The organism is Komagataeibacter intermedius TF2 (assembly GCF_000964425.1).
Classification (GTDB): domain Bacteria; phylum Pseudomonadota; class Alphaproteobacteria; order Acetobacterales; family Acetobacteraceae; genus Komagataeibacter; species Komagataeibacter intermedius.
On sequence record NZ_BANF01000044.1, the window covers coordinates 37,668 to 63,232 of the forward strand.

20 protein-coding genes and 1 tRNA gene are annotated in these 25,565 nt (G+C 65.2%); 9 read left to right on the forward strand and 12 right to left on the reverse strand.

Annotated elements, in window-relative coordinates:
- Positions 1 to 321 precede the first annotated feature (321 nt).
- Together B7449_RS08410 and B7449_RS08415 are read left to right on the forward strand one after the other, a co-directional pair.
- A complete protein-coding gene (locus B7449_RS08410; RefSeq protein ID WP_039734475.1) occupies positions 322 to 1,059 on the forward strand; it encodes an MlaA family lipoprotein in 738 nt (245 codons plus the stop codon).
- A gap of 17 nt (positions 1,060 to 1,076) precedes the next feature.
- Positions 1,077 to 1,694, forward strand: coding sequence for an MlaC/ttg2D family ABC transporter substrate-binding protein (locus B7449_RS08415; RefSeq protein WP_039734474.1), 618 nt, complete (start codon positions 1,077 to 1,079; stop codon positions 1,692 to 1,694).
- A gap of 77 nt (positions 1,695 to 1,771) precedes the next feature.
- Here B7449_RS08415 and B7449_RS08420 read toward each other — a convergent pair whose 3' ends face one another.
- From B7449_RS08420 to B7449_RS08430, 3 genes are all read right to left on the reverse strand, one after another.
- On the reverse strand, positions 1,772 to 2,302 hold the full coding sequence (locus tag B7449_RS08420; RefSeq protein ID WP_039734473.1) for a GNAT family N-acetyltransferase: 531 nt from the start codon (positions 2,300 to 2,302) through the stop codon (positions 1,772 to 1,774).
- 73 nt (positions 2,303 to 2,375) lie between these two features.
- Positions 2,376 to 4,055 (reverse strand): energy-dependent translational throttle protein EttA, encoded by a 1,680-nt coding sequence (ettA, locus tag B7449_RS08425; protein WP_039734472.1) that lies wholly within the window; start codon positions 4,053 to 4,055, stop codon positions 2,376 to 2,378.
- Positions 4,056 to 4,157: 102 nt separating this feature from the next.
- Positions 4,158 to 4,231 (reverse strand) — tRNA-Ile (locus B7449_RS08430).
- Positions 4,232 to 4,490: 259 nt separating this feature from the next.
- On the opposite strand from B7449_RS08430, the gene ppa reads away from it, so the two are divergent.
- Positions 4,491 to 5,018 (forward strand): inorganic diphosphatase, encoded by a 528-nt coding sequence (gene ppa, locus B7449_RS08435; protein ID WP_010514165.1) that lies wholly within the window; start codon positions 4,491 to 4,493, stop codon positions 5,016 to 5,018.
- 40 nt (positions 5,019 to 5,058) lie between these two features.
- Here the strand turns inward: ppa and B7449_RS08440 are convergent, their stop codons facing one another.
- The 7 genes from B7449_RS08440 to B7449_RS08470 all read right to left on the reverse strand — a co-directional run bounded on the left by B7449_RS08440 (position 5,059) and on the right by B7449_RS08470 (position 16,404).
- Positions 5,059 to 6,312, reverse strand: coding sequence for a glycosyltransferase (locus B7449_RS08440; protein WP_039734471.1), 1,254 nt, complete (start codon positions 6,310 to 6,312; stop codon positions 5,059 to 5,061).
- Between the two features lie 31 nt (positions 6,313 to 6,343).
- Entirely contained in the window at positions 6,344 to 7,432 is a 1,089-nt protein-coding gene (locus B7449_RS08445; RefSeq protein ID WP_039734470.1) for a hypothetical protein, read from the reverse strand.
- Positions 7,433 to 7,493: 61 nt separating this feature from the next.
- Positions 7,494 to 10,475 (reverse strand): glycosyltransferase, encoded by a 2,982-nt coding sequence (locus tag B7449_RS08450; protein WP_242407743.1) that lies wholly within the window; start codon positions 10,473 to 10,475, stop codon positions 7,494 to 7,496.
- A complete protein-coding gene (locus B7449_RS08455; RefSeq protein ID WP_039734469.1) occupies positions 10,456 to 12,228 on the reverse strand; it encodes a tetratricopeptide repeat protein in 1,773 nt (590 codons plus the stop codon). Before B7449_RS08455 ends, B7449_RS08450 begins: the two co-directional genes overlap by 20 nt.
- A gap of 7 nt (positions 12,229 to 12,235) precedes the next feature.
- The gene (locus B7449_RS08460; RefSeq protein ID WP_039734468.1) at positions 12,236 to 13,681 is read right to left on the reverse strand and encodes an HlyD family type I secretion periplasmic adaptor subunit; all 1,446 of its coding nucleotides are present in this window, start codon (positions 13,679 to 13,681) and stop codon (positions 12,236 to 12,238) included.
- The gene (locus tag B7449_RS08465; RefSeq protein WP_039734467.1) at positions 13,678 to 15,930 is read right to left on the reverse strand and encodes a peptidase domain-containing ABC transporter; all 2,253 of its coding nucleotides are present in this window, start codon (positions 15,928 to 15,930) and stop codon (positions 13,678 to 13,680) included. The genes B7449_RS08460 and B7449_RS08465 overlap by 4 nt, the downstream gene beginning before the upstream one ends.
- 87 nt (positions 15,931 to 16,017) lie before the next feature.
- Positions 16,018 to 16,404, reverse strand: a complete 387-nt coding sequence (locus B7449_RS08470; RefSeq protein ID WP_039734506.1) for a hypothetical protein — start codon at positions 16,402 to 16,404, stop codon at positions 16,018 to 16,020.
- A gap of 182 nt (positions 16,405 to 16,586) precedes the next feature.
- On the opposite strand from B7449_RS08470, the gene metH reads away from it, so the two are divergent.
- The 6 genes from metH to ybaK all read left to right on the forward strand — a co-directional run bounded on the left by metH (position 16,587) and on the right by ybaK (position 24,149).
- Positions 16,587 to 20,096 (forward strand): methionine synthase, encoded by a 3,510-nt coding sequence (gene metH / locus B7449_RS08475; RefSeq protein ID WP_039734466.1) that lies wholly within the window; start codon positions 16,587 to 16,589, stop codon positions 20,094 to 20,096.
- Positions 20,097 to 20,162: 66 nt separating this feature from the next.
- Positions 20,163 to 20,576: a phosphoribosyl-ATP pyrophosphatase gene (locus B7449_RS08480; RefSeq protein WP_039734465.1), complete on the forward strand. Its 414-nt coding sequence runs from the start codon at positions 20,163 to 20,165 to the stop codon at positions 20,574 to 20,576.
- 167 nt (positions 20,577 to 20,743) lie between these two features.
- Entirely contained in the window at positions 20,744 to 21,268 is a 525-nt protein-coding gene (locus B7449_RS08485) for a CvpA family protein (protein WP_039734464.1), read from the forward strand.
- Positions 21,269 to 21,319: 51 nt separating this feature from the next.
- On the forward strand, positions 21,320 to 22,834 hold the full coding sequence (gene purF, locus B7449_RS08490) for an amidophosphoribosyltransferase (protein ID WP_039734463.1): 1,515 nt from the start codon (positions 21,320 to 21,322) through the stop codon (positions 22,832 to 22,834).
- Entirely contained in the window at positions 22,831 to 23,580 is a 750-nt protein-coding gene (locus B7449_RS08495) for an SDR family NAD(P)-dependent oxidoreductase (RefSeq protein WP_039734462.1), read from the forward strand. Before purF ends, B7449_RS08495 begins: the two co-directional genes overlap by 4 nt.
- 95 nt (positions 23,581 to 23,675) lie before the next feature.
- A complete protein-coding gene (gene ybaK / locus B7449_RS08500; protein WP_039734461.1) occupies positions 23,676 to 24,149 on the forward strand; it encodes a Cys-tRNA(Pro) deacylase in 474 nt (157 codons plus the stop codon).
- A gap of 62 nt (positions 24,150 to 24,211) precedes the next feature.
- Here ybaK and B7449_RS08505 read toward each other — a convergent pair whose 3' ends face one another.
- Both B7449_RS08505 and B7449_RS08510 read right to left on the reverse strand, forming a co-directional pair.
- Positions 24,212 to 24,931 carry an OmpH family outer membrane protein gene (locus B7449_RS08505; RefSeq protein WP_039734460.1) on the reverse strand — a complete coding sequence of 240 codons (720 nt, stop codon included), beginning with the start codon at positions 24,929 to 24,931 and terminating at the stop codon, positions 24,212 to 24,214.
- Between the two features lie 125 nt (positions 24,932 to 25,056).
- The gene (locus B7449_RS08510; RefSeq protein WP_039734459.1) at positions 25,057 to 25,464 is read right to left on the reverse strand and encodes a hypothetical protein; all 408 of its coding nucleotides are present in this window, start codon (positions 25,462 to 25,464) and stop codon (positions 25,057 to 25,059) included.
- Between the last annotated feature and the right edge of the window lie 101 nt (positions 25,465 to 25,565).

A 25,565-nucleotide genomic window follows, 5' to 3' on the forward strand; every position in this document is an offset into this window, starting at 1 on the left:
TGCCAGCATCCCCCTTCATATGGTCGGTTCAGGGCTGGCTTTGTCCCATGTGTCCCATGCAGGGCAGACACAATATGCCCTCATCCCGTGGCAAGCGGATTGCACAACAGCAATCCCATGCTAGAGAGTGACGCAAGAAAGGGGCGTCATTGCCCGGTTCGGGATTCTTGCAAACGCATTGGGCCATCCCGCCATGCCAGCATGGGGGGCAAGCGAATACAGAGGGAAGCGGAAACGAGTATGCGCGCAGAGACAGGATCGAATTCTTGGTCGTCCCGCCCGTTCCCGTCCCCGCGTCGCTCGACGCTTCGCGTCGCGGGGATGGCACTTGGACTGCTCGGGCTTGCGTCATGCGCGACGCCGCCGCCCAAGGACCCGGACGCGCTGGCTGAATACAAGGAAGCCAACGACAAGTACGAAAGGCTGAACCGCAAGAATTTCGACCTGACCATGTGGGCCAACAAATACACCCTGCGCCCGGTGGCAAAGGCGTATATCTGGGCCGTGCCGCGCCCGCTGCGCAATTCGATCGGCGGCCTGTACCAGACCATGAACGAACCCGTCGTGTTCTTTAACGACGTGGGCGCGGGCAAGCCCCGCCGCGCGGGCGATGCCTTCGTGCGGTGGTGCATCAACATGACGGTGGGCATTGGCGGCCTGATCGATGTCGCCAATTATGCCGGCTACAGGCACCACGACAACGATGCCGGCCTGACGCTGGCGACGTGGGGCGTGCCATCCGGCCCCTACCTGTTCCTGCCGGTGCTGGGTCCGTCCTCGTTCCGTGACGGTGTCGGCTATGGCATCGACGTCGGGCTGTCACCGTGGAACTATGTGCCCCGTGGCTATGGGCTGCTGACCTTCAACTGGGCCTATAACATCATGGGCACCATCAACGGCATGGCTACCAATGTTGATGCGCTTGATCAGGTCATGAAGGATTCGCTTGATCCCTACGCCACCATCCGCAGCGCCTACCAGCAGCAGCGCAAGGCCTTGGCGGAAAACATAAAGAACGACCACCGGGCCACCGTGCCCGACTGGTACCACAACAGATAACCAAAAGGGACATAGCGATGCAGACATCCTTCCCCCGTCGCCACGCACTGGCTCTGCTGGCAGCGACCGCCGCCGCCATGCCTGTTGCTTCAGCATGGGCGGTTGATGCCGGCGCGCAGGCCCGTTCTTTCGTCACCATGTTCGGCAGCAAGCTGGTTGCCATCGTCAACAGCGGCGCGCCACTGGACAGGAAAAAGCAGGATATCCTGCCGCTTCTGGAACAGTACGTGGATGTGGACGCCATCGCACGCTACTGCCTGGGCCGTTACTGGCGCACCGCCACGCCGGACCAGCAGGCACGCTACATCAAGCTGTTCCATCAGGTGCTGGTCAACGCCATTACCGACAAGATCGGGGATTATCGCGGCGTGACCTTCGTGGTCGGCTCCAGCGCGCCATCGGGTGATGACACGGCGGTTTCCACCATCATCAACCGCCCCGGCCAGCCGGGTGCCGATACCCAGTGGATCATCAGCACCGCCAGCGGCAGCCCGAAGGTCGTGGACGTGGTGGGCGAAGGCGCCAGCCTGCGCCTGACGCAGCGGCAGGACTATGGTTCCTTCATCGCGCGCAATGGTGGCAACGTGGATGCCCTGCTGCATGCACTGGACAAACAGATCGCCAACCACCACTGACCAACGGCACCTTCCACAGGCAGCCGTTATGGGATGCAACGAGACATGAAAAAGCCGGTCCCCAAGGACCGGCTTTTTCAGTGCATTCCGGCAGCGCCCCCACCGGGACGCATGCTGTGATATAGCAGGATGTCCGCGCTACAGGATACAGGCCGCGCGTCACAGACGCTCATGCCGGCCCCACCAAAAACCTGTCGGCCCACGATATCGTTTTCCCGGACATAGGAAATGACACGCCCGACCCCACCAGCATGGGCAAAGGCCAGCGCCATGCTGGTTGCTTCACGCGACAGGGCGGTATCACGGGCATGGGGCAGGATGGCAAACTGCAGTTCGTGGCATTCAGGTTCAGTGCTGGAAGGCTGTACACCTGCAAGGCCGATAAAGCGTCCCTGCTGGCGGACGGCAAACATGCCCACCCCTTCACGGCCCCATGTCATGAGATCGGTCATCATGTCCTGCTCGCTCAGGACACGATTGCAGACCCCGCCCGCCAGCCGTCCGGTCACACCGGCGCTGGCCTTGAGCTGGACAACATCTTCCAGATCGGCCCATGAGACCGGATCAAGCTGCAGGCGTGCTGTCTGTATGCTGTTTCGACATCCCATAACTGCCTCCGTCGCGGCAGGTGCAAAGACCTGCCGTTATTGACGCAGATAATATTGCGGATGGCAAATGGAATCAGCGTTCGATGGGGCGGTACTTGATCCGGCTCGGCTCGGTCGCGTCGGGGCCAAGGCGGCGGCGCTTGTCTTCCTCGTAAGCCTGGAAGTTCCCCTCGAACCATTCAACATGGCTATCCCCTTCAAAGGCGAGGATATGGGTCGCCAGACGGTCAAGGAACCAGCGGTCATGGCTGATGATGACCGCGCAGCCCGCGAATTCGGCCAGGGCCTCCTCCAGCGCGCGCAGGGTATCAACGTCAAGGTCGTTGGTCGGCTCATCCAGCAGGATGACATTGCTTTCCTGCCGCAGCATCTTGGCGAGATGGACGCGGTTGCGCTCACCACCCGACAGGACGCCCACCTTCTTCTGCTGGTCCGGCCCCTTGAAGTTGAAGGCGCCAACATAGGCACGCGACGGCACGGCCCGCTTGCCCAGATAGATGACGTCGGTCCCGCCGGAGATTTCCTCCCACACGGTCTTGTTGTCATCCAGGCTGAAGCGCGACTGGTCCACATAACCCAGCTTCACGGTTTCACCGATGGTCAGCGACCCACTATCGGGCGTTTCCTGCCCCATGATCATCTTGAACAGGGTGGACTTGCCCGCGCCGTTCGGCCCGATCACGCCCACGATGCCGCCGGGCGGCAGCTTGAAGCTGAGGTCATCGATCAGCAGGCGGTTGCCGAAGCCCTTGCGCAGGTCCTCGGCCTCGATCACCGTACCACCAAGGCGGGGTCCGGGCGGAATGATGATGTCGGCGACGCCACCACCCTTTTCGTTGTTCTGCGCCAGCATTTCCTCATATCGCGCGATACGGGACTTGCTCTTGGCCTGACGGGCCTTGGGGGAGGAACCGATCCATTCCTGTTCGGCCGCAAGGGCGCGCTGACGGGCGCTTTCCTCTTTTTCTTCCTGCGCCAGACGCTTGCGCTTCTGTTCCAGCCACGAGGAATAGTTGCCTTCAAACGGGTAGCCACGACCACGTTCAAGTTCAAGGATCCAGTTGGTGACGTTATCGAGGAAGTACCGGTCATGGGTAATGACCATCACGGTGCCTTCGTAATCACGCAGCGTCTTTTCCAGCCAGGACACGCTTTCCGCGTCAAGGTGGTTGGTCGGCTCATCCAGCAGCAGCAGGTCAGGCTTTTCCAGCAGCAGGCGACACAGCGCCACGCGGCGGCGTTCCCCACCGGACAGCTTGTCCACCGGGCTGTCGGCGGGCGGGCAGCGCAGGGCTTCCAGTGCGATTTCCAGCTTGCGGTCCAGCTCCCAGCCATCGCCCGCGTCGATCACTTCCTGCAGTTCGGCCTGTTCGGCCAGCAGGGTGTTCATTTCATCATCGGACATGGGTTCGGCGAACTTCATCGAAATCTCGTTGAAGCGGTCCACGGCCTTTTTCAGCTCGCCAAAGCCCAGGGCGACGTTTTCGCCAACCGTCAGGCTTTCATCCAGCTTGGGCTCCTGCTCCAGATAGCCCACGCGCGCGCCTTCGGCGGCCCATGCCTCGCCACCGAATTCCTTTTCCACGCCCGCCATGATCTTGAGCAGCGTGGACTTGCCCGCGCCGTTGACGCCCAGCACGCCAATCTTGACGCCCGGCAGGAAGGACAGCGTAATCCCCTTGAAGACTTCACGCCCACCCGGATACGCCTTGGTCAGGTCCTTCATCACATAGACATATTGCGTGGCGGCCATGACGGTCGGCTCCTGATAACTGAAAGAAAAAACGGCAGGTCACCTGCCCGGCGCGGACAGGCGCGCGGCCGGTTGCGCAGTGCTGCAGGCAATGGAAAAGCCTGCGCCCGGCAGGACTTGAACCCGCAACCAAGCCGTTATGAGCGGCCCGCTCTAACCAATTGAGCTACGGGCGCGCAGGCAGTCCCTGATCTCGCGCATGTGGAGGGATTTGGCAAGATCAACGTGCCTTTTTCCACGTAATTTTTTCGACTTCCGCGGCGACCACGCCATAAAAAAAACAACTTCATGATCTGGCTCATGGCCGGGACGTCTGCCACAGAACATGACTTGCACAGGAAACGGTGGGAGATATACCGTCATCCCCCGTTAATTCATGCCGCCACGCAATGGGGCGGCTAACGCACCAACAGGCAGCAGGAGGCCTGAACAGCAATGGACGTATCAAAGATTTCACCCGGCAAGGACGTACCGAACGACATCAATGTCGTGATCGAGATCCCGCAGGGGTCCGGCGTGAAATACGAAATCGACAAGGACAGCGGTGCGCTGGTCGTGGACCGCATCCTGTTCACGCCCATGGTCTATCCCGCAGCCTACGGCTTCATTCCCAACACGCTGGCCGCCGATGGCGACCCGACCGATGCGCTGGTGCTGATGCCGGCCGCCGTGGTGCCGGGCGTCGTGGTCCGTGCGCGTCCCATCGGCATGCTGAAGATGGAAGACGAAAGCGGGCAGGATGAAAAGATCATCTGTGTCCCGCATGACAAGGTGCATCCCTACTATTCCAAGGTGGAGAAGCTGGAAGACCTGCCCGAAATCGTGCTGAAGGAAATCGAGCACTTCTTCACCCGCTACAAGGACCTGGAAAAGGGCAAGTGGGTCAAGGTGTCCGGCTGGGCCGACAAGAAGGCCGCTGGCGAAGCCATCCTTGAATCCGTCAAGGCAGTGGCTGGCAAGTAAGCCATCCCCTGCCGGCTACCGGGCCACATCGGCCCGGCGGTCACGCGGCACTGGTCAGCCTGTCCGGGCGTGCGCCCGCGACAAGCTGGCCGATCAGCCGGTGATAGCGCGCCATGTAGGCGTGCATGTCCAGCGTGCGTTCCGCCTGCGCACGGACACTGGCCCGCAGCCTGCGCGCCAGCCGCCCGTCTTCCAGCAGTTCCAGCACGCCGTCGGCAATGCGCCGGGGGTCAAGGAAGGGCACAAGCCGCGCCGTCCTGCCATCATGCAGGAATTCCGCGACCGGGGGCGTCCGGCTGCCCACGATGGCGCAGCCACTGGCCATCGCCTCCCGCAGCGACCATGACACCACAAACGGGTATGTCAGATAGACATGCGCGTCAGAACGTTGCAGCAGGCGGCAGAAATCACCGTACCCGACCCTGCCTGTAAAATGGACGCGCGCCGTATCCAGCGTGCCACCCAGTTCCGCCAGCATGTGCTGCCGCCATGTCCGGCCATCCGGCGCACGGCCGCCATAGCTGACGCCATCGCCCCCCACCACGATCACCCGCACATCGCCGCGCGCGCGCAGGATATGCGGCAGCGCACGCATGAAGACGTGGAACCCGCGATATGGCTCCAGATCGCGGGCAATATAGGTCACCAGTTTTTCGCCCGCCGCCACATGGATGTCCCCCAGCACGAAGGGGCGCATGCCAGCCTGCGGATCGGGCACGCACCGGTCCAGATCCACCCCTTCGGGCAGAAGGGTAATGCGCGCGCGCGCCCAGTCGGGATAGGTATCGCGCTGGAAACGGGTGGGCGAGTGTCCCCAGCCTGCCCCGGCAAGGGCCAGCAGGTTCAGCGTATTGCGCGCCCGCACCAGCGGGGCGACGCCGGACGCCGGGGCGAATTCCGGGTCAAAGCCGACATCCAGCCCGGTGGGGTGATAGAAGAATTCGTAATATCCCAGCATCGGCACGTCAGGATAGACATCGGCCAGTTCCAGCATCTCACCCCAGCCATGGTGGCCAATGATGATGTCGGGCACATAGCCCAGCCCCCGCAGGGTACGGGCCGCACGCGCCACCTCCGCCGCACGCTGCATGGCACGTGCCAGTTCCGCCACCGGGGCGGAGGCATCAACCCGCGCTGGCGGCGGCAGGCGATAGGATACCCGCCGCACGCCGGGTATCTGCACCCGGCCCGTTTCACTTATGAAAACGATCTCGTTTCCGCCGCGCGCCTGCAGGTCGCGCAGCAGGTGCACGAACTGGCCGGGAAAATTCTGGTGCACGAACAGGTATTTCATGTCCGGCCGTCCCGGCCTTTCCCCCCGATGGTCACGACTGCGCCACGGTGCGCGACCTGCGGCCCGTCCTGCGGCTTCGCCCCCGCGTGGATGCGGTGACGGGAGCCGCAACCGGCTTTTCGGGCCTGCGGTGCCACCACGGCACGGGTTTATCCGCTGCGGCATCCGGCAGGGCGGGCGGTTCGACAGCTACGCGCGGGGGCACGACACGCCTGCCCCGCCGCACGCGGGGAACAGAAGGCGCGGACTGGTCAGCGGGGGGCATGGTGGCTGGCGCAGCCTTCCCTGCCGCATCTTCAGGTGATGGATCAGATAACGCCGCCGCCTGACGGGGCAGGATTTCGATACGGAAGGCCTCAAGCGGCGCCTGCGAGGACGCCATGACCGGCGCATCCTCCAGCGGGCCAAGATGGGTGCCGTCGGTAAAACAGGCTTCGATCCGGCAGACGAACTGCCGCGCGGCCTCCCCTTTCAGGCGCACCCGCAGCCCCAGCAGCGGCAGCGCCATGCCCCGACTGCCGCAATAGGCGCCACCATTCACCCATGGCGAAAACCAGTCTGCGCCCAGAATGGCCTGATATTCCATATCCCCTGCCGCAAGACCGGGGGCAGGCTGGATGGCGAACCCTTCCATCCACTGCCTGCCGCCCCTTTTGCCCATCCACGTCCCGAGTGCCGCGCTGACGTCACCGCGTCCCTGGATATGGGCGATCATGCCACCTGCCCTGACATCCCCTGCCGCCTGCGCGGATGACGGTACGGCCGCCGCAGCAGCAGTCACCTGCGGCCCGGACAGCCTGACCACCTGCAATCCCGGCAGGGCCGCCCCGTCACGCGCCGGATCGCGATAGGTAGTGACCAGCACTGCCCCCCCGTCATCGGGCATGCGCACGAGGGCCGCGCCCCCTTTCGCACCCATCCAGCCATCCGCGTCAAACGTGCTGACCCGCACCGCATCCATGCCGGGCGGCACGGTCACGCGCATGCCCGACAGCGGCGCAAACCCCGCGCCCGCCGGAACGGCTGCGTGGAAAATGCAGTACGTTCCGGCCTCCAGCCGCATAAGCTGTGCGCTGGCCTGTACATCTCCCGCCTGCGGGGCGGCGCGTGCGGCCTCCATCACCAACGTCCCGCCACAGGACAGCACAGCACCGCGCGCATATGGGCTGGGGCAATAACGATCAAGACAGACCTCTTTTGCTTACATCATGAATGGGCTGGGCCGTGACGGAGTGCCCGGCCCGGGCATAAGACAGCAAAAACGTATTCAATTGGTGAACGGGCAGCCCCAGCGGCACGCATGCCCCGCGCCCTGTCGCCCGGATACGGTCGGCCACCGCGCCAAGGTCAAACGCCACGCAGCGCAGGTCCGCGCGCCATAGCTGGGTCAGGGTAAAGCACCATGTCTCGGGACAGATGGAAGGCACGAACCCCACGTCGCCCCGCGCGCCACGCAGCAGGGACACGGCGTCTTCCCCACCATAAGGGCCGGTAATGAAAACGCGTCCGGTGTCCAGCAGGGGCGCGTCATCGGATGTATGCCCCACCACAATGAATTCCAGCGCAAGGTCGCGCGCGCGCGCATCCTGCGCCGCCGCCAGTAATATCCCATGCCCCTTGTCCGGCCCGATCCCGCCCGCCACCACAACCCGGCACCGCCCGGTCCGTGGCGGCAGGCCGGAGGCAGGGCGGGCCGCACAGCCTGCCGCGAACCGGCGCAGGGACAGGTCCGGACAGTCATTTTCCAACGCTGATATTTCACATGAAACATCCGGAACATGCCGCGCCAGCCTGCGGGCCACATCCGCCGACGGCACGACCACACGCCGCGCACCCGCCAGTTCACGGGCCGTATCGCGCCGCAGGCGGGCCACATCCACTTCCCCCACCAGCGAGCCCAGCGCCTGGACACAGGCCCGGCATCCCGCCGCATCCGGCTCCCCGCAGTACCGCCCGGCCGCTCCCACCAGCGTAATGCGTGGACATATCCCGGCATAATCATGCACATGCCGGTCATAGGGCACATCCAGCCGCGCACACAGGTCATGCACCCGCCTGCCGTGACCCAGATGGTGATGCACCTCGACCAGCCGCAGCCCGAACGCGCGCAGCAGGCCAATCAGGCTGTCCGCCTGCCCAGGCCAGGCAAACCGCATGGCCGGACATGCATCCCCTGTCCTGCCGTCACGCAGCATGAACCCGTTTTCAGCCGGTTCCAGCACAAGCGGAAACCGGCCTGTTTCCGCCCATTGCAGCGCACGCCCGGCCACCACGCGGGCAACGCCGCCTGCCCCGTCATGGGTCACCAGCAGCACCGCACCGTCACCCGCCATCTGGCGCGCGACACGGCGCCACACAAGAAGCGACAGCCGCTGGCGTGCCGCCGCCAGAGGGTCGGCCGCGACATGCGCCTGCACCAATGCGTCATAACCGGGAAACAGCCGGTTCAGTATCCACAGGTTGCGCTGCTGCAACGCCCGGCGCTGCGCGCCGAAGGATACGCCCCCCACATGCCCGACAAACACGCCAACCGCCGCCCGGTGCCGCCAGCCCGCCAGCCGGGCACGCATGGAAAAATCATTTTCCTCCCCATATCCCCGGCCATACAGTTCGGGACGGAACAGGCCCGTCTGGCGCAGGCAGTCATGGCGGATCAGCATGCAGAAGCCGTGCGCGGTGGGAATGTCCACATCCCGCCCCCCATTGGCCCGCAGGCTGGCCGCCATAAGCTGGCGGACTTCATCCATATCGCATGTTCGGGGCCGCGCCGGGTCCGGATCAGGCCATGTCAGGATGGAGGCATCATTGGACAGGGGGGAAACCGTGCCGGTATCAACCCGCGCATAGGCTACGCGCAGCATTTCATCCAGCCAGCCGGGGGCGACCAGCGTGTCGCTGTTCAGCAGCACGACATCCATGCCATCCGCATCGGACAGGCCGGTATTGACCGCCGCCGGATAACCCTGATTGGCGTCATGCCGCCGCAGGCTGATCCTTCCTGCCGCCGCCCGCGTGTCCAGCGCGGTAGCCAGCATGGGGTCAGGCGTTGCATCATCCACCACCATGATATCCACTGCCGGACCATCCGACCGCCGCGCCAGTGTCTCGGTCACGCTGTCAAGGCAGGCCAGCGTGCGCGCCCGGTCCGCATAAACCGGAACAACCACCCGGCAGCGCGCCGCCCGCCGGGGAATATGGTCGGGGGTCCGCACCCGCCGTCGCATGGTGGGAAACACCTGTCGCGCCCGTGGCAGGCGCACCGGCAGGGGGGAACCGATCAACTGCCGTCCATCGGGCATGGCAACATGCACCGTGCCGTGCGGCGCCAGGTCGGACCATGCCATGCCAAACCCCCATACCGGCATGGTGGGACCGGCACCGTTTTTCCACCCCGCCCCCCACTGACGCGACAGGACCGGGGCACGCCTGCCATGGGCATCATCGGATACGGACAGGTCAGGTGGATGATCCGGCTGCGCCGGCATGACGGCCCAGCCCGTCATGCCCTGCGCATCCAGCATGACGGCACCGGTTACATGGCACAGGGCCTGCCGGTCCGGCCGCGCACCCAGCAGGGGCGTGCCGTCATACTGCACCACAATATCATGGGCCTGCCGCCAGTACCGGGGCAGACGCACGCACTGCCCGTCATGCCGCCGGGGGGTCCATGCCTGCCCGTCCAGTATCACGTCTGGCGCGCAACCAGCAGGCAGGCCGCCCCAGTGCAGCACGCCACCGGGATCCAGCGCGCACCAGCCACGCAACGCCATGTGCTGGCAGACCAGTCCCGCCGGAACACGCAATGCCGGGTCAAAGCCATAACAGGTGAAAAACCGGCCCAGCGCCCGCGCGGCCTGGGGCCATGCGTTCTCCACGCAGCGGGCGAGGACCAGCAGGCGCAATCCGGCCCGGAATTCCCCCTGTTCCATGACCGTCTCGATCGCACGGGCCGCACTGTTCCCGTGCCCCGCGCCCAGACGGGCGGCGGCCAGCGCGTACAGCACGCCCATATCTTCCGCCGCCAGCCGGGCCGCGCGTTCCATCCATGCCAGCGCCAGCCCATGCTGCCCCCGCCCGGCCAGATGGCGCGCGTGGCGCACGGCGCCCCCGACATCCGCATCCGGCCCCGCCGTCCCGCCCGCGTCATGACCCGGCATGTTCATCCGCACGGGTCATGCGATCCAGTTCGTCACGCGCGCCGCGTACGCCGTGCGCCGCAGCCTGTTCCAGCCAGTACCGCGCCCGCACACGGTCCACCGGCCCCGCCAGTCCCTTCACCAGATACCGGCCCAGCATGAACTGCGACAGGGCATTGCCCGCTTCCGCGCCGCGCATGAACCAGTGCAGCGCCCGCGTCCGGTCAGGCGGCAGGTCGTGACCACCACCATACAGGGCGCCAAGGGAAAACATGGCCTCGGCCCGGCCCATATGGGCGGCGCGCTGGTACAGCGCCAGTGCGCCCGCATGGTCACGGGGGCCGCCCTTCCCTTCCAGACAAAGCTGCGCCGCAACCACGCAGGCATCGGCCAGCCCATGCCGGGCGGCGCGTTCCAGCCAGTGACGGGCGCGTGCCACATCCATCGGCACCCCGTCCCCTTCCAGCAGCATGCGCCCATACCAGTATTCGGCATTGACCACGCCCGCGCGGGCGGCACGCCCCATCCATGATGCCGCCTGCACCGGATCGGCCACCATCCCCACCCCGTCATGCAGACTGACCGCAAGGTTGAAGGCCGCGACCGGGTCCCCTGCCCGTGCCGCGGGCATGAAATCCGGCAGCGGCGTATCGGGGGTGGAGCGTGCATCCTGCCCCTGCGCCACCAGCGCTGCCGCAAGGTCGGTCATGGCCGCGACATCACCCAGTTCCGCCGCCCGTTTCAGCCAGTGCCGGGCCTGTGCGGGATCAGCGGCAACCCCGCGTCCGTGCCGGTACAGCAGCGCCAGCATGCGACACGCCACCGCATGATCCCGGTCCGCCGCGCGGCGGTACCACATCACGGCTTCATGATCACCGGGCAGGGCCGCCTCGCCGCGCGCATGCAGGTCACCCAGCAGGGCGGCTGCCTCCCGATCCCCTGCCAGACCCGCGCGACGCAGCCATGTCTCGGCCGTCATGACATTGCGTGGCCTGTCCGCTCCCTCCTCCAGCAGCAACGCGCCATACCGCGCCTGCGCGGGGCGCACGCCCTGGGCTGCGGCGCGGGCATACCACTGTTCGGCCTGCGCCCTGTCCGCCGGCAGGCCCCAGCCCCGTTCATGCAGCAGGCCCAGCATGTACTGCGCGGTGGGCAAGCCACTATCCGCCGCGCGTATAAGGGCCGCCACCGCGTCGGGATCCGTGCCGGGCAACTGGTCCGGGGCCGAAAGATGGGCGACCGCCAGCCCCAGATCCCCCTGCGGGCATCCGGCCCGTGCCGCGCGTTCGCACCACATCCGCGCGGCCTGCGGGTCGCGTACGGGGTGCGGCCCGGTGGCCAGCAGGTAGCCATACAGGGCCTGCGCATCAGGCAGGCCGCCTTCCGCCGCCCGCCGTGCCCATTGCGTTGCCGCCACCGGATCAGGCCATTGGTCGATGCCATCGGGCAACGCCACGGGCAGCAGGCCGTCTGCCCCCCTGTGATCGGGTGGGTCAACCAGCAGCATCAGTGCAAGGGAAAAGCAGCCTTCGACATGACCCGCGCAGGCCGCCATGTGCATCCAGTGCACGCCCTCGACAGGGCTGCGCGGGACGCCGTTGCCCTCAAGATAGGCCCGCGCGACCTGATACTGCGCCGCCACCATGCCGTCGCGCGCAAGGCGACCCAGCAGGGCGAACCCCTGTGCCGAGCGCCCTTCGTGTTCCAGCAGGCGGCATGCATGGCGGAAACGGGCCGTGGGGGATACCGCCCCCAGCAGGCCGGACAGGAACGTACGCACCGCCGGATCAGGGTTCGCGCATGCCGTCGGTCACGGCGGGCAGCAGGCGGTTGAGCAGGTACTGCATCATGGTCCGCCGTCCAACATGGATGTCCGCCTCGACCGGCATGCCCGGCTGGGGGCGGAAAAAGGACGGCACGCCATGCAGGGTGTACCGGTCGATCGACAGGCGCACGCGGTAATAGGCATTCATCATGTCGCCCACATCGGTGCCCTGTTCGGCGCTGGCGCCGGGCTTCGCGGCAGAGGTGGAAAACGCATCGGGGCTGATGACGCGCACCGTCGCCTCGCCCCCGCCGTACTGGGTATAGGGAAAGGCCGCGAATTTCAGCAGCGCATGATCGCCTGCGCGCACATAACCCGCATCCACGCCGCGCAGCGTGGCTTCCACGTCCAGATGGCTGCCCGTCGGCACCAGCGTCAGCAGCGGGGTCGCGGCCTGGATGACCGAACCCGCGGACAGATGCGCGATACTCAGCACCACCGCGTCACGGTCGGCGCGCATGACGATCAGGTCATGGTGCAGCACAGCCTTGCTGTAGCTGCCATCGGCATCCGCCAGATGGTGCTGCGCAAGGGCCAGGTCCTGATACACCGTGGCGTGCCAGTTGCTGGCGTACCCGTCGCGCTGGGCCTTCATCGCGTCAAGGCGCGCGCGGGTGCTGTCAGCCGCATGCCGGGCAGATACCTGCGAGCGCGTCACCTCCATAAGCGTATCCTGCGCCGCCAGCGTGGACAGGCGGCTGCCCACCTGTTCATGCTGCAGGCGCACGCGCATGTCCTGCACGTCGCGTGCGACACGGGCGCGTGCGGCATACATGGCGGCACTGGCCTCATACCCCTGCAGTTCGCTTTCCAGCCCCGCCACCTGTCGGTCGTAATTCGACATCTGGGCCGTGTATTCCGCCTGTCGGCGCAGATAGGCGGCGGCTTCCTGCACGGACGCGGGATCGTTCATGTCCGCCGTGTAGGGGCGGCCCTCGGCCTCCGCCGTGCGGCGGGCGACCTCCGCCCGGTAGGCCGCGACCTGACGGCGCAGGTTGGTGACGTCCGCATCCGTCACCGTGGGGTCCAGCCGGGCCAGCACCTGTCCCTTGTGGACGGTGTCGCCCTCATGCACCTCCACCGTGCGGATGATGGAGGTCTCCAGCGGCTGCAGCACCATCGTGTCGTCAAACGGCGTCAGGCGGCCATTCACGCTGACCACCCGGTCCAGCGGGAAAAACGTCATGACCATCAGCCCCGCCCCGGCCAGCGCCGCGACCAGCCAGATGACATAACGCGCCGCATCCGACGGCGGCAGGTCCACCAGCGCCGCGCTGGGGGAATAGAACGTCAGCAGCGCGGGCGGCAGGCCGGTGGGAATATCCGCCGTGGGCGGCGGCAGGACCGACAGGAGCCCGGCGCCATTCCCCTCATCGGGCGTGGAGGGCACAAGGTCATGGCCGCTCATGCCGCATCTCCATGCATGTGGGAGACGGAGGGCGGTGGTCCCCCGTCATTGCCGCCGGCGGGCTGGTTCTGCTGTGTCCACAATGTGCGGTAGATGTCGCACCGCGCCAGCAGGTCCTCATGCGGGCCAATATCGACCACATGTCCATGGTCCATGACGCAGATCTGATGACATGCCACCAGCGAGGCAAGACGGTGCGAGACGATCACCATGGTCCGCCCGCGCGCAAGATGGCGCAGGTTGGCGTTGACCACCGCCTCGCTCTCCGGATCGAGGGCGGACGTCGCCTCATCAAGGATCATGAGCCTGGGGTCCGAAATCACGGCGCGCGCGATGGCAAGGCGCTGGCGCTGGCCGCCGGATATATTGGTGGACCCTTCCTCGATCCATGTATCGAACCCGGCGGGCATGCGTTCGATGAATTCTTCCGCCCCCGCCAGGCGCGCGGCCCGCACCACGTCCTCCAGCGTCAGGCCGGGACGGCCTGCGATGATGTTGTCGCGGATGGTGCCGCGAAACAGGAAGTTGTCCTGCAGCACCACCCCGCATGACCGGCGCAGGTAGGTCAGGTTGATTTCACGCAGTTCGATGCCATCCAGCCGCAGCTGTCCGGTATAGCTGCGGCTGACGCCCTGCAGCAGGCGCGTGATGGTTGACTTGCCCGACCCGCTGCGTCCGACCAGTCCCAGCATGGTACCCGCGGGCACGCTGAACGTCACATCCGACAGGGCCGGGGTGGACGCGCCGGGATAGGTGAAGGACACGCCCGAAAACGCCAGCGCGCCATGAATGGGCGGCCGCAGCCCGGTGGTCAGCGCACGCGTCTCGGTCGGACGGTTGAGGACGGACCCCGCTTCCGCCAGCGCGCTGCGCACCTCGTTCAGGTCATCGATCAGCCGCGCCATGCCCACCAGCGGGGACGCAACCCGGCCACCCAGCATCATGAACGCCATAAGGGCGCCTGCCTCCATGCCCGAGGTGGTGGAGGTAATGGCCAGATAGGCCCCGATCAGGATGATGCCCCGATTGATGAACAGGTCGAGCGGCATGACCGCCGTCGCGACCCAGTTGCTCATGCGCCCGGCATCGAGGGACGCGCTGATCACGTTGGCGGTCTTTTCATCCCACACCTCGCGCCGCACCGGTTCCAGCGCCAGCGTCTTGATGGTGCGGATACCGGCCACCGTTTCATACAGCGCGCCGCTGCGCTCCATTTCCGCGCGGATCTGCCGCCCGACCAGCCGCCCCACCGTCGGCATGGCCAGCAGGATGATCCCGCCGATCAGGGCCGCGGCAACCACCGTCAGGCAGGCAAGCGCCGTGCTGAGCCAGAACAGGAACGGCAGCACGACCAGCAGGGTGAACAGGTCCAGGAACGTGCCCAGCAGTCGCCCGGTCATGAACTGCCGCACCTTGTAGATCGCGCTGACGCGGCCGATCACGTTGCCCGCCTGCTCACGCTCGAAGAATTCCAGCGGCAGGGCCAGCAGGCGGTCGAACACCGCCAGCGAGATACGCGTATCCAGCCGCGTGGTCATGACCAGCGTGATCTCGCGCCGGGCATAGGACAGCAGGACTTCGTAGAACGCCATCACGCCCACCAGCCCGGTCAGGGACACCAGCGTGGACATGGAATGGAAGTTCACCACCCGGTCAATGACCTGCATGACGATCAGCGGCGGGAAGATCGCCAGCACGCTTATGACCATGGAGGCGATGATCACGTCACGCAGCAGCACCCGTTCGCCCAGCACCATGCGCCGCAGCCATGCGAAATTGACCGCATCTTCCTTCCGCCCGCCATCGTGCCGGCCGCGCACCAGCAGCACGTCGCCGGTCCACACGCCCTCCAGCCGCAGTTCATCCACCGCCACGGGCGGGGTGTCGGGACTGGCGAAGGGGTCAACCAGCCAGATCACGCCATTGGTGTCATCCGCGCCCACCATCAGCCCGGCCGATCCGTCGGCAAACATCAGCGCGACCGGCGGCACGTCACGCAGGCGCACAAGGTCGCGCCATTGCAGGCGCATGCCCTGCGCGGTGCCGCCATTTTCCTCCACCCACCGCACCAGGGCGGGAATGGAGGGCACGGCTTCGCCCGCCTCGCCCGCGAAATCACGCACGTCAAGGTCAATGCCGTGGAAGCGGGCCGCACGCAGCACGGCCTGCAGGCGGATCAGTTCCGGTGCGTGGCGTGTCTCCGCCTGTCCGCTGCCGGTCGGGTCCGCTGATTGGTCTGGATGGCCCACGGCACCCCTTCTGCTTTACGCGCTCTGTCCGTTCACGCGTCCGAACCTAGGGGCAGAAAGCAAAGGGTTCCTTAACGGAACAGTTTTTCAGGCCGGTCCCGTGCGCGGGGGCCGCACGGCAAAGCGCGCGCTGACCAGGACATCCGCGGACAGCGCGGCCCGCCAGGCAGCTTCCTGCCCCCGTGGCGGCAGCACGGCCACGCGGTCGAACCATTTCAGGGCGCCCGTGGCGCGCCTGCGGAACGCATCCCCCAGCACGGCGGCCAGCCCGCCCCCGCGCCCCGTGCAGCACGCGCACCCCGCCACGTGCGCAAACGGGGTGATGGCGGCCTGGTCTACCGTGACAATCCCCGCCCATGCGGCGGGCTGCGGCGGCGTGTCACCACCGCCCACAACCAGCAGCGTATCGGAACGCGGCGGAATGGCTGCGGGACCATTCATGAATTCCAGCGCGATGCGCCCGTCACCGCTCATGGTGTTCTCCATTCATCCATACAGGCCCGTGAACAGTCCCCATTTGGGCAATGGTTCTGGACACCAGCCGAAAGTTAAGGAAATAAAGGGCACCGGACATAACTTTATGCAAGGCAGCGCCAGATACCCGGCCGGAAAACCTTCCCGCGCCATGTCCCCTGCCATGAGACCTCAGGATAACAATGACCACTCGTCCCCATCTTCTCGATGCCCTTCGCGACCAGGTCCTGCTGTGTGATGGCGGCATGGGTTCGCGCGTACAGCTTCTGGACCTTGAGGTCGAGCGCGATTACTGGGGGCAGGAAAACTGCACCGAAATCCTGAACCTGTCCCGTCCCGAACTGGTGCGCGAAATCCATCGCGGGTATTTCGAGGCCGGGGCCGACATGGTGGAAACCAACAGTTTTGGCGGCTCGCCCATAACGCTTGCCGAATTCGGGCTGGCGGACCGCGCGCGCGAAATCAACCGCACCGCAGCCCACCTGGCGCGTGAAGCCGCCGAGACCTTTGCCGATGGCCGCCACCGCTACGTTGTCGGCTCCATCGGGCCGGGGACCAAGCTGCCCTCTCTGGGCAATATCGATTACGACACGCTTGAAGCGGGCCTTGCCGAACAGTGCCGGGGCCTGATCGAAGGGGGCGTGGACTGCTTCCTGATCGAAACCTGCCAGGACACGCTGCAGATCAAGGCCGCCGTCAATGGCGCCAGGATCGCGCGCGCCGAAATGGGCGTGGACACCCCCATTTTCGTGCAGGTCACGGTGGAAACCACCGGCACGCTGCTGGTCGGTCCCGACATCGCGGCAGCCGCCACGGTCATCAACGCGCTGGATGTGCCGCTGATGGGCCTGAACTGCGCCACCGGACCGCAGGAAATGGCGGAACACGTGCGCTGGCTGTCCGAAAACTGGCCCGGCCTGATTTCGGTCCAGCCCAATGCGGGCCTGCCCGAACTGGTCAATGGCACGACACATTACCCGCTGACGCCCGCCGAAATGGCAAGCTGGGTTGACCGCTTCATTACCGAGGACGGGCTGAACCTGATCGGCGGGTGCTGCGGCACTTCCACGCCGCATACGCAGGCGCTCGACCAGATGCTCCGCCGTCGCGCCGAGGGCACGGGCCGCATCCGCCCCGCCCCCGTGCCACGCAAACCGGTGTGGATCCCCTCGGTCGCCAGCCTGTATTCGCAGGTGCCGCTGCGGCAGGAAAACAGCTATTTCTCGATTGGCGAACGCTGCAACGCCAACGGATCGAAAAAATGGCGGCAGTTGCAGGAAGTGGGCGACTGGGATGGCTGCGTGGCCCTTGGCCGCGAACAGGTGGCCGAAGGCTCGAACGCGCTGGACATCTGCACCGCCTTCGTCGGCCGTGACGAAATGCGCGAAATGAACGCGGTCGTCACCCGCTTCACCTCCTCGGTCAACGCGCCGCTGGTCATTGATTCCACCGAAACCCCGGTGATCGAGGCGGCCCTGAAGCTGCATGGCGGCAAGCCGATCATCAACTCCATCAATTTCGAGGATGGGGAGGCGATCGCCAACGAACGCATGCTGCTGGCACGCAAGTTCGGCGCATCCGTCATTGCCCTGACCATTGATGAAGTGGGCATGGCCAAGACGGCGGAAGACAAGCTGCGCATCGCGACGAGGCTGGTCGAATTCGCGTGTGAAAAACATGGCCTGCCGCAATCCGACCTGATGATCGACCCGCTGACATTCACCATCGGCACCGGCACGGAAGATGACCGCAAGCTGGGTGAATGGACGCTGGAGGGCATCCGCCTGATCCGCGAACGCTTCCCCGACATCCAGATCGTGCTGGGGCTGTCCAACATCTCGTTCGGCCTGAATCCCGCGGCGCGCGCAGTGCTGAATTCCGTATTCCTTGACCACGCGGTACGCGCGGGCATGACGGCGGCGATCGTGCATGTATCGAAAATCCGTCCGCTGCACCTGATCGCGCAGGAAGAGGTCAAGGTTGCCGAGGACCTGATCTTCGACCGCCGCAGCGAAGGCTACGACCCGCTGCAGCGCATGCTGGAAATCTTTGCCGACCGCAAGGCCGCCGATGCGGTGAAGAAGGCCCGGGCCGAAACCGCACCCGAACGCCTGAAGGACCGGATTGTCGATGGCGACCGCAAGGGGCTGGAAGATGACCTGGCCGAAGCCATGCAGGACATGGCGCCACTCGACATCATCAACACCGTGCTGCTCGATGGCATGAAGGTGGTGGGCGAACTGTTTGGCGCGGGCAAGATGCAGCTGCCCTTCGTGCTGCAGTCCGCGGAGACGATGAAGGCCGCCGTGGCCTGGCTTGAACCCCATATGGAACGCACCGAGGGCCAGGCCCGTGGCACCATGGTGCTGGCCACGGTCAAGGGCGACGTGCATGACATCGGCAAGAACCTTGTCGACATCATCCTGACCAATAACGGCTACCGGGTCATCAACCTTGGCATCAAGGTGCCGGTGGCCGACATGATTGCGGCCGCGCGTGAGCACAGGGCCGATGCGATCGGCATGTCCGGCCTGCTGGTCAAGTCCACCGTCATCATGCGTGAGAACCTTGAGGAAATGAACCGGCAGGGCGTTGACGTGCCGGTCATGCTGGGTGGTGCGGCGCTGACCCGCAATTATGTGGAGGAGGACTGCACCGCGGCCTATGGCGAAGGGGGCCGGGTCGCCTATGCACGTGACGCGTTCGATGGCCTGTCGCTGATGGACAAGGTGGCGCAGGGCGAATTCGACACCTACCTTGCCGCCATCCAGTCCCGCCGCGCGGGCAAGGCCACGCGCACCAGCCGCACGCAGGATATCGAAGCCGCCGAAACCCGTGGCTTCGGCCCGGTGGACATGACGGCGGCCCGCGCGCGGCGCACACGGCTGACGGCGGATGAACCCGTGCTGACGCCGCCCTTCTGGGGGCCACGCGTGCTGGAGGCGACGCCGGAGGCGGTGCTGCCGTTCCTCAATGAACGTTCGCTGTACCAGTTCCAGTGGGGTTTCCGTAAACAGGGCCGCTCGCTGGAAGATTTCATGGTCTGGGCGCGCAAGGAACTGCGCCCCGTGCTGCGCCACATGCTGGCCCTGTGCGCGGAGCAGGACATCCTGCACCCCAAGGCCAGCTACGGCTACTGGAAGGCGGCAGGCGAAGGCAACGACCTTGTGCTGTTTGGCGAGGACGGCACAACCGAGGTCGCCCGCTTCACCCTGCCCCGCCAGCCCCGCGCGGACGGGGCCTGCATTGCCGATTTCGTACGCGACATTGATGACAGGCAGCGCGACGTGATCGGCCTGCAGGTCGTAACCGTGGGGCAGGACGCATCGGACAGGGCGCGTGAATGGTTCGAGGCGGACCGTTACAAGGATTACCTGTACCTGCATGGCCTGTCGGTGGAGATGGCGGAAGCCATGGCGGAATACACCCACAAGCGCATCCGCGCCGAAATGGGCTTCGCGGCCGAGGACGACCGCGACATGGCGAAGCTGCTGCAGCAGGGCTACCGGGGGTCGCGCTACTCATTCGGCTATCCCGCCTGCCCCCGGCTGGAGGAGCAGGAGCCGATCCTGAAGCTGCTGGATGCGGAAAAGATCGGCGTCTCGCTGACCGATGGTTTCCAGCTACATCCCGAGCAGTCGACCTCGGCGCTGGTTATTTTCAACCCGCAGGCGAAGTATTTCTCGATCTGAAAACGCATTGGGGCCATCCGGCGGGACTTGTTGACCGGTGGGCGGAATAATGTCCATCATCGTCCAATGTCCCGTTCCCGAACCCCGTCCGCCCCGCCACCAGACCGGCCCGTCGCCGACCATGCGCTTGGCCGGCTGCAGGCGCGTGCGGATGCGGCCCGCACCCCGGATGACCGGCCCCGCAATACCCGCGTCACGCGTGAGGCAGGTCGCGCCTTCACCTGTTCAGCCGAACAGTGCGTGATGGACCTCATGACCCTCGATCACGCCGGCCTTGTCGAACACAGCGCCGATGTGCTGGCCCACCTGCTGGAAATCTGGGCCGCGGAAGGGGTCGAGCCAGAGGATGTATGGATCGAACTTGACCGCCGCACCCGCATGGGCAACCTGCTGCTGGCGCTGAACATGGCCGAACGCACATCCGTTTCCACCGCCGCGCGCCGGCGGCCATGGAAGATCCGCACCACCAAGCTGCCCTGACCACCGCACGCGCGGGCCGGGAATCGCGCAGGGCCATTTTTGGCCTATGCGTTGCGGCATGCCGGTGGCATAAGCTGGCCACAGGCGGAACAGCAGGAAATGTCTTGATATATGGACCAGGTCCATGCCTGTTACCTGCCGGCGGGTCATCCCCCGGTCCGGCACGCATGAACTGGATTGACGCAACAGGCATCGCCATTGTCGCCCTGTCGGCGCTGGTCGGTGCAGTCCGCGGCTTTTCACGCGAAGTCCTGGGGCTTGCCGCCTGGGTCATGGCCATCATCATGGCCGTGGCGTGGTACGGGGCGCTCATGCCCTATGCCACGCAGTGGATCAGCAATCACACGCTGGCGTCCCTTGCGTCCTTTGCCGTCCTGTTCCTTGTCCTTCTTGTCATCTTCACCACGACTGCCCATCTGTCGGGTCGGGCGGTGCAGGGATCGATCCTGTCGGGAATCGACCGTGCGCTGGGCCTGATATTCGGACTGGCGCGCGGGTATGTCTGCCTGGTGCTGCTATATGCGGGCATTACCGCCCTGATCCCCGCAGGCGAATGGCCCGATGTCATGCGATCGAGCCGTATCGTCCCCCTTGTTGGCTACAGCGTGACGTACCTGAACGCCTATACGCCCGATAACTTTCATGCGCACCTTGCGCAACCCGCCGGGACGCGGCATGACGCGCCCATCTGAACCTTCCGTCGGTACCCTCCGCCCCCGTCCGTCAAGGAAAGATCGCTGACCATGTCCCGTCCCTGCTTCCATGCTGTTTCCGGCAATCCGACGACGCAGCACGAACGCGATGATATCGCCGCCCAGTGGCGGCATGATGATGACAAGCCGCATGAGGAATGCGGGGTTTTTGGCGTATGGAACACCAAGGACGCCGCCGCCCTGACGGCGCTGGGGCTGCATGCCCTGCAGCATCGCGGGCAGGAAGCCTCCGGCATCGTGTCGTATGATGGCGAACGCTTCCATACCCACAAGGGACTTGGGCTGGTTGGCGACGTGTTTGGCGATGCCCGCGTCATGGCGACACTGCCGGGCCACTGCGCCGTGGGCCACAACCGGTACGCCACCACCGGGGCCACGCTGATCCGTAACGTGCAGCCGCTGTTTGCCGATTTTGAATTCGGTGGCCTGGCGGTGGCCCATAACGGCAACCTGACCAATGCCGAAACCCTGCGCAAGGCGCTGGTGCGGCGGGGGTGCATCTTCCAGTCCACCACGGACAGCGAGGTGTTCATCCACCTGATCGCCATATCACTGTATGCCAACGTGGTGGACCGGCTGATTGACGCGCTCAAGCAGGTGCTGGGCGCGTATTCCCTGATCGTGCTGTCGCGCAACGAACTGATTGGCGTGCGCGACCCGCTGGGCGTGCGCCCGCTGATCCTTGGCCGCCTGCGGGAAGAAGATGGCTCGGAGGGCAAATGGGTTCTGGCCAGCGAGACCTGTGCGCTGGATATTGTCGGCGCGGAGTTCGTGCGCGACGTGGAACCGGGCGAGATCGTGATCATCAATGACGATGGCATCCGTTCCCTCAAGCCGTTCGACAGCAAGCAGTCGCGATTCTGCGTGTTCGAATACATCTATTTCGCCCGGCCCGATTCCGTCATGGATGGCAAGGCCGTCTATGACACCCGCAAGCAGATTGGCGTGGAACTGGCCCGCGAAAGCGCGGTGGACGCGGATGTAATCGTGCCGGTGCCCGATTCCGGCGTGCCCTCGGCCATGGGGTTCGCGGCCGAAAGCGGCATCCCGTTCGAACTGGGCATCATCCGCAACCATTACGTGGGCCGCACCTTTATCGAGCCGACCGACCAGATCCGCAATCTGGGCGTGAAGATGAAGCATTCCACCAACCGTCCCGTGCTGGATGGCAAACGCGTTGTGCTGGTCGATGACTCCATCGTGCGCGGCACCACATCGCGCAAGATCGTAGACATGGTCCGCGCGGCAGGGGCCAAGGAAGTGCATATGCGCATCTCCTCCCCACCGACCACGCATTCATGTTTCTACGGCATCGACACGCCCGAACGCAGCCAGCTGCTTGCCGCCCAGCACAATATCGGGGAAATGGCCAAGCTGATCGGCGTGGACAGCCTTGCCTTCATTTCCTTTGACGGGCTGTACCGCGCGCTGGGCTACAAGGACCGCAAGAGCGCGGCCAACCGTTACTGCGATGCCTGCTTTACCGGCGACTACCCGATTGAACTGGTGGATTACGAGGCCGAACACCACCCCGAACCTGCATGACGGGTTCCGTGACAGATCTGACCGGACGGGTCGCCCTGATTACCGGCGCCAGCCGGGGGATCGGGCGCTCGGTTGCCGTGGCGCTGGCGCAGGCGGGCGCGCAGTGCATCCTGACCGCGCGCACGCAGGGTGGGCTGGAACAGACGGATGACCTGATCCGCCAGCAGACCGGGCAGAACGCCACCCTGCTGCCGCTTGACCTGCTGGATGGGGAAAAGCTGGACACGCTTGGCCCGTCCATCGCGGCCCGGATCGGCAGGCTGGACTGCATGGTCCATTGCGCGGGGGAACTTGGCGTGCTGTCCCCCCTGTCCCACATGCAGCCCGGTGACTGGGAACGCGGACTGCAGGCAGGTCCCCTGACCACATGGCGGCTGATCCGCACACTGGGCCCCCTGCTGGAACACAGCCCGGCCGGACGCGCCGTCTTCCTGACCGACCACCATGCGCAGGTGCCGGAACCGTTCTGGGGACTGGTGGCCGCAACCCGCGCAGCACAGGACGCCATTGTTCGGACATGGGTGCGTGAACTGCCACAGGGCAGCCCGCTGCGCATCAACCTGTTTGAACCCGGCATGGTTGCAACCCGGCTGCGCCGGCTGGCCATGCCCGCACTGGACCAGAAAAGCCTGACGCCGCCCGAAGCCATCGCACCCCGGATTGTCAGCCTGTGTCTGCCCGGCCCCCAGCCACAGGGGACCTGCATACATTTCAGCATGGAAACGGAAAAGATTATCCCCAGATAAATATAATAAACGTTCTTGGATGCCATCTTTTTTCAAAAGGGGCCAAATGACCAATAACGTCTTCTGAAACAGTCTTCAGGATAAAGAAGGGAAGCATGAGCAGGGCAACACCCGCCACGGCGGCACTGGCAAAGGCTGGCGTGGCCTTCACCGTCATTGAATATGACTATGATCCCGGGGCGGGACAGACGGGCAACCATGCTGCCGCATCAATCGGGGAAGACCCCGCACGCGTGTTCAAGACACTGATGGTCCTGGTGGACGCACGCCCGGCCTGTGTCGTGGTGCCGGTCGCGGCGACGCTGAGCATGAAGAAAGTCGCGGCAGCCTTTGGCGGCAAGTCAGCCGAGATGATGCCTCCGCCCGCCGCCGAACGCAGCACGGGCTTCCGCGTGGGGGGGATCAGTCCGTTCGGGCAGCGTCGGCGCGTGCCGACAGCACTGGCACAGGATGCGCTGGCACAGCCCTATGTGGTCATAAACGGGGGGAAACGTGGCTATCTGGTCCGGCTGTCACCTGCTGACGCCGTGGCGGCGACAGACGCGATTACAGCCGACCTGCTGGCCTGACCCGCGCCGCTTGCCCCTGCATATGCAGGGGCCTGTTGCGGGACGGGTTCATGCGCGGGTGATTATTCCCCGCCACCATCGGTGGGCTGGAACGGCATGACCGGATATTTTCCGCTCTTGGCGATTTCCTCGGGGTCTTCCGTGGGACCGGGCAGGTACACCGACGGCAGCGCCTGGTTGAGGTAGGTCACGACCTGATCGCTGATATCCAGGCTGTTGTCATGCAGGGCGGCGGTACCAGCCTGCAGCACCATGGTCATGCCGCGCGCGGAAGCGATGGCGCTGACGATCTGCTGCATTTCACGCTGCACCTGGTTCAGGGCAACCTGTGCGTCTTCTTCCAGAATCCGGTTACGGTTGCCAAACTTGGTGCGGTCGGCGTTCACGCGTTTCTGCAGCTCCTGCTGCTGTTCCGGCGTGGGTGCCTTGCCTGCCTTGATGATGGACTGGCGCACGGCCTGAAGCTGCGCATCCTCGGCGCGCACGTCGCGCACCAGCGCCTCGCGGCGGGTACCCAGTTCGGTCTGCAGCTTCTGCACGGCGGTGGACTGCGCCATGATCTGCTGGGTGTTGAAAATGCCGATGACAGGCGCGGCAGGCTTCGTGCCCGCAGGCAGCGGCTTGAATTCCGGCACGGGCGGCATGGGCAGTATGGGTGCCTGCTGCTGACCGCCACCAGCGTCCTGCGCCATGGCAAGGACAGGGGTCAGGGCAAGCGCCGCCCCACAAAGTGCGCCACACAGCCGCGCGTATCCGGTCCGGGCCATGGTGCTGCTGCGCATACCTGTCATTATCCGATCCATTATTGTTCCGCTATCGTGGTTTCTGCGTAGCGGATCGTATGTCGAAAGAACATACCCGCACAGGCAAAAAAACGTATTTTCACCGAAATGCCCGTCGCATCACGCTACAGCCGCCAGATCAGCGGCGTATGGGACAGGAAAATCAGGCACAGCCCGCCAAGGAACAGGACACGGAACCCACGGTTGGCCCCCTTTTCCAGCAGTTCGTCACGGGTGATGATCTGCATGAAGGAATCGGATATGCCGCCGCGCGCCTCTTCCGGCAGGGCGGCCAGCCTGCCGCGCCATTCATTGCGGTGGCGCGCCTGTTCGGTATGGGAAATGTTGGCCCGGCGGTACAGGCTGTCCACATAGTCATCCAGATCCTCGATCCGGAACATCACCCCGTTCTTGCTGCGCATGGCGGCGTGGGGGCCTGCGTTCACAAGACGCAGGCTACGCAGCCGCAGCAGCGTGATACCGACATATTCCGCAGCCTCGCGCACTGACAGCATGCGCTTGAGGGGGAACATGTGTACCGTTGCCTGCGGGTCACCTATGCTGCCGGATGAAGGGGGAAGGCTCATGGAAGCTGAGGGTCAACCATCCATCCGGACCAAGTCAATCGGAATAT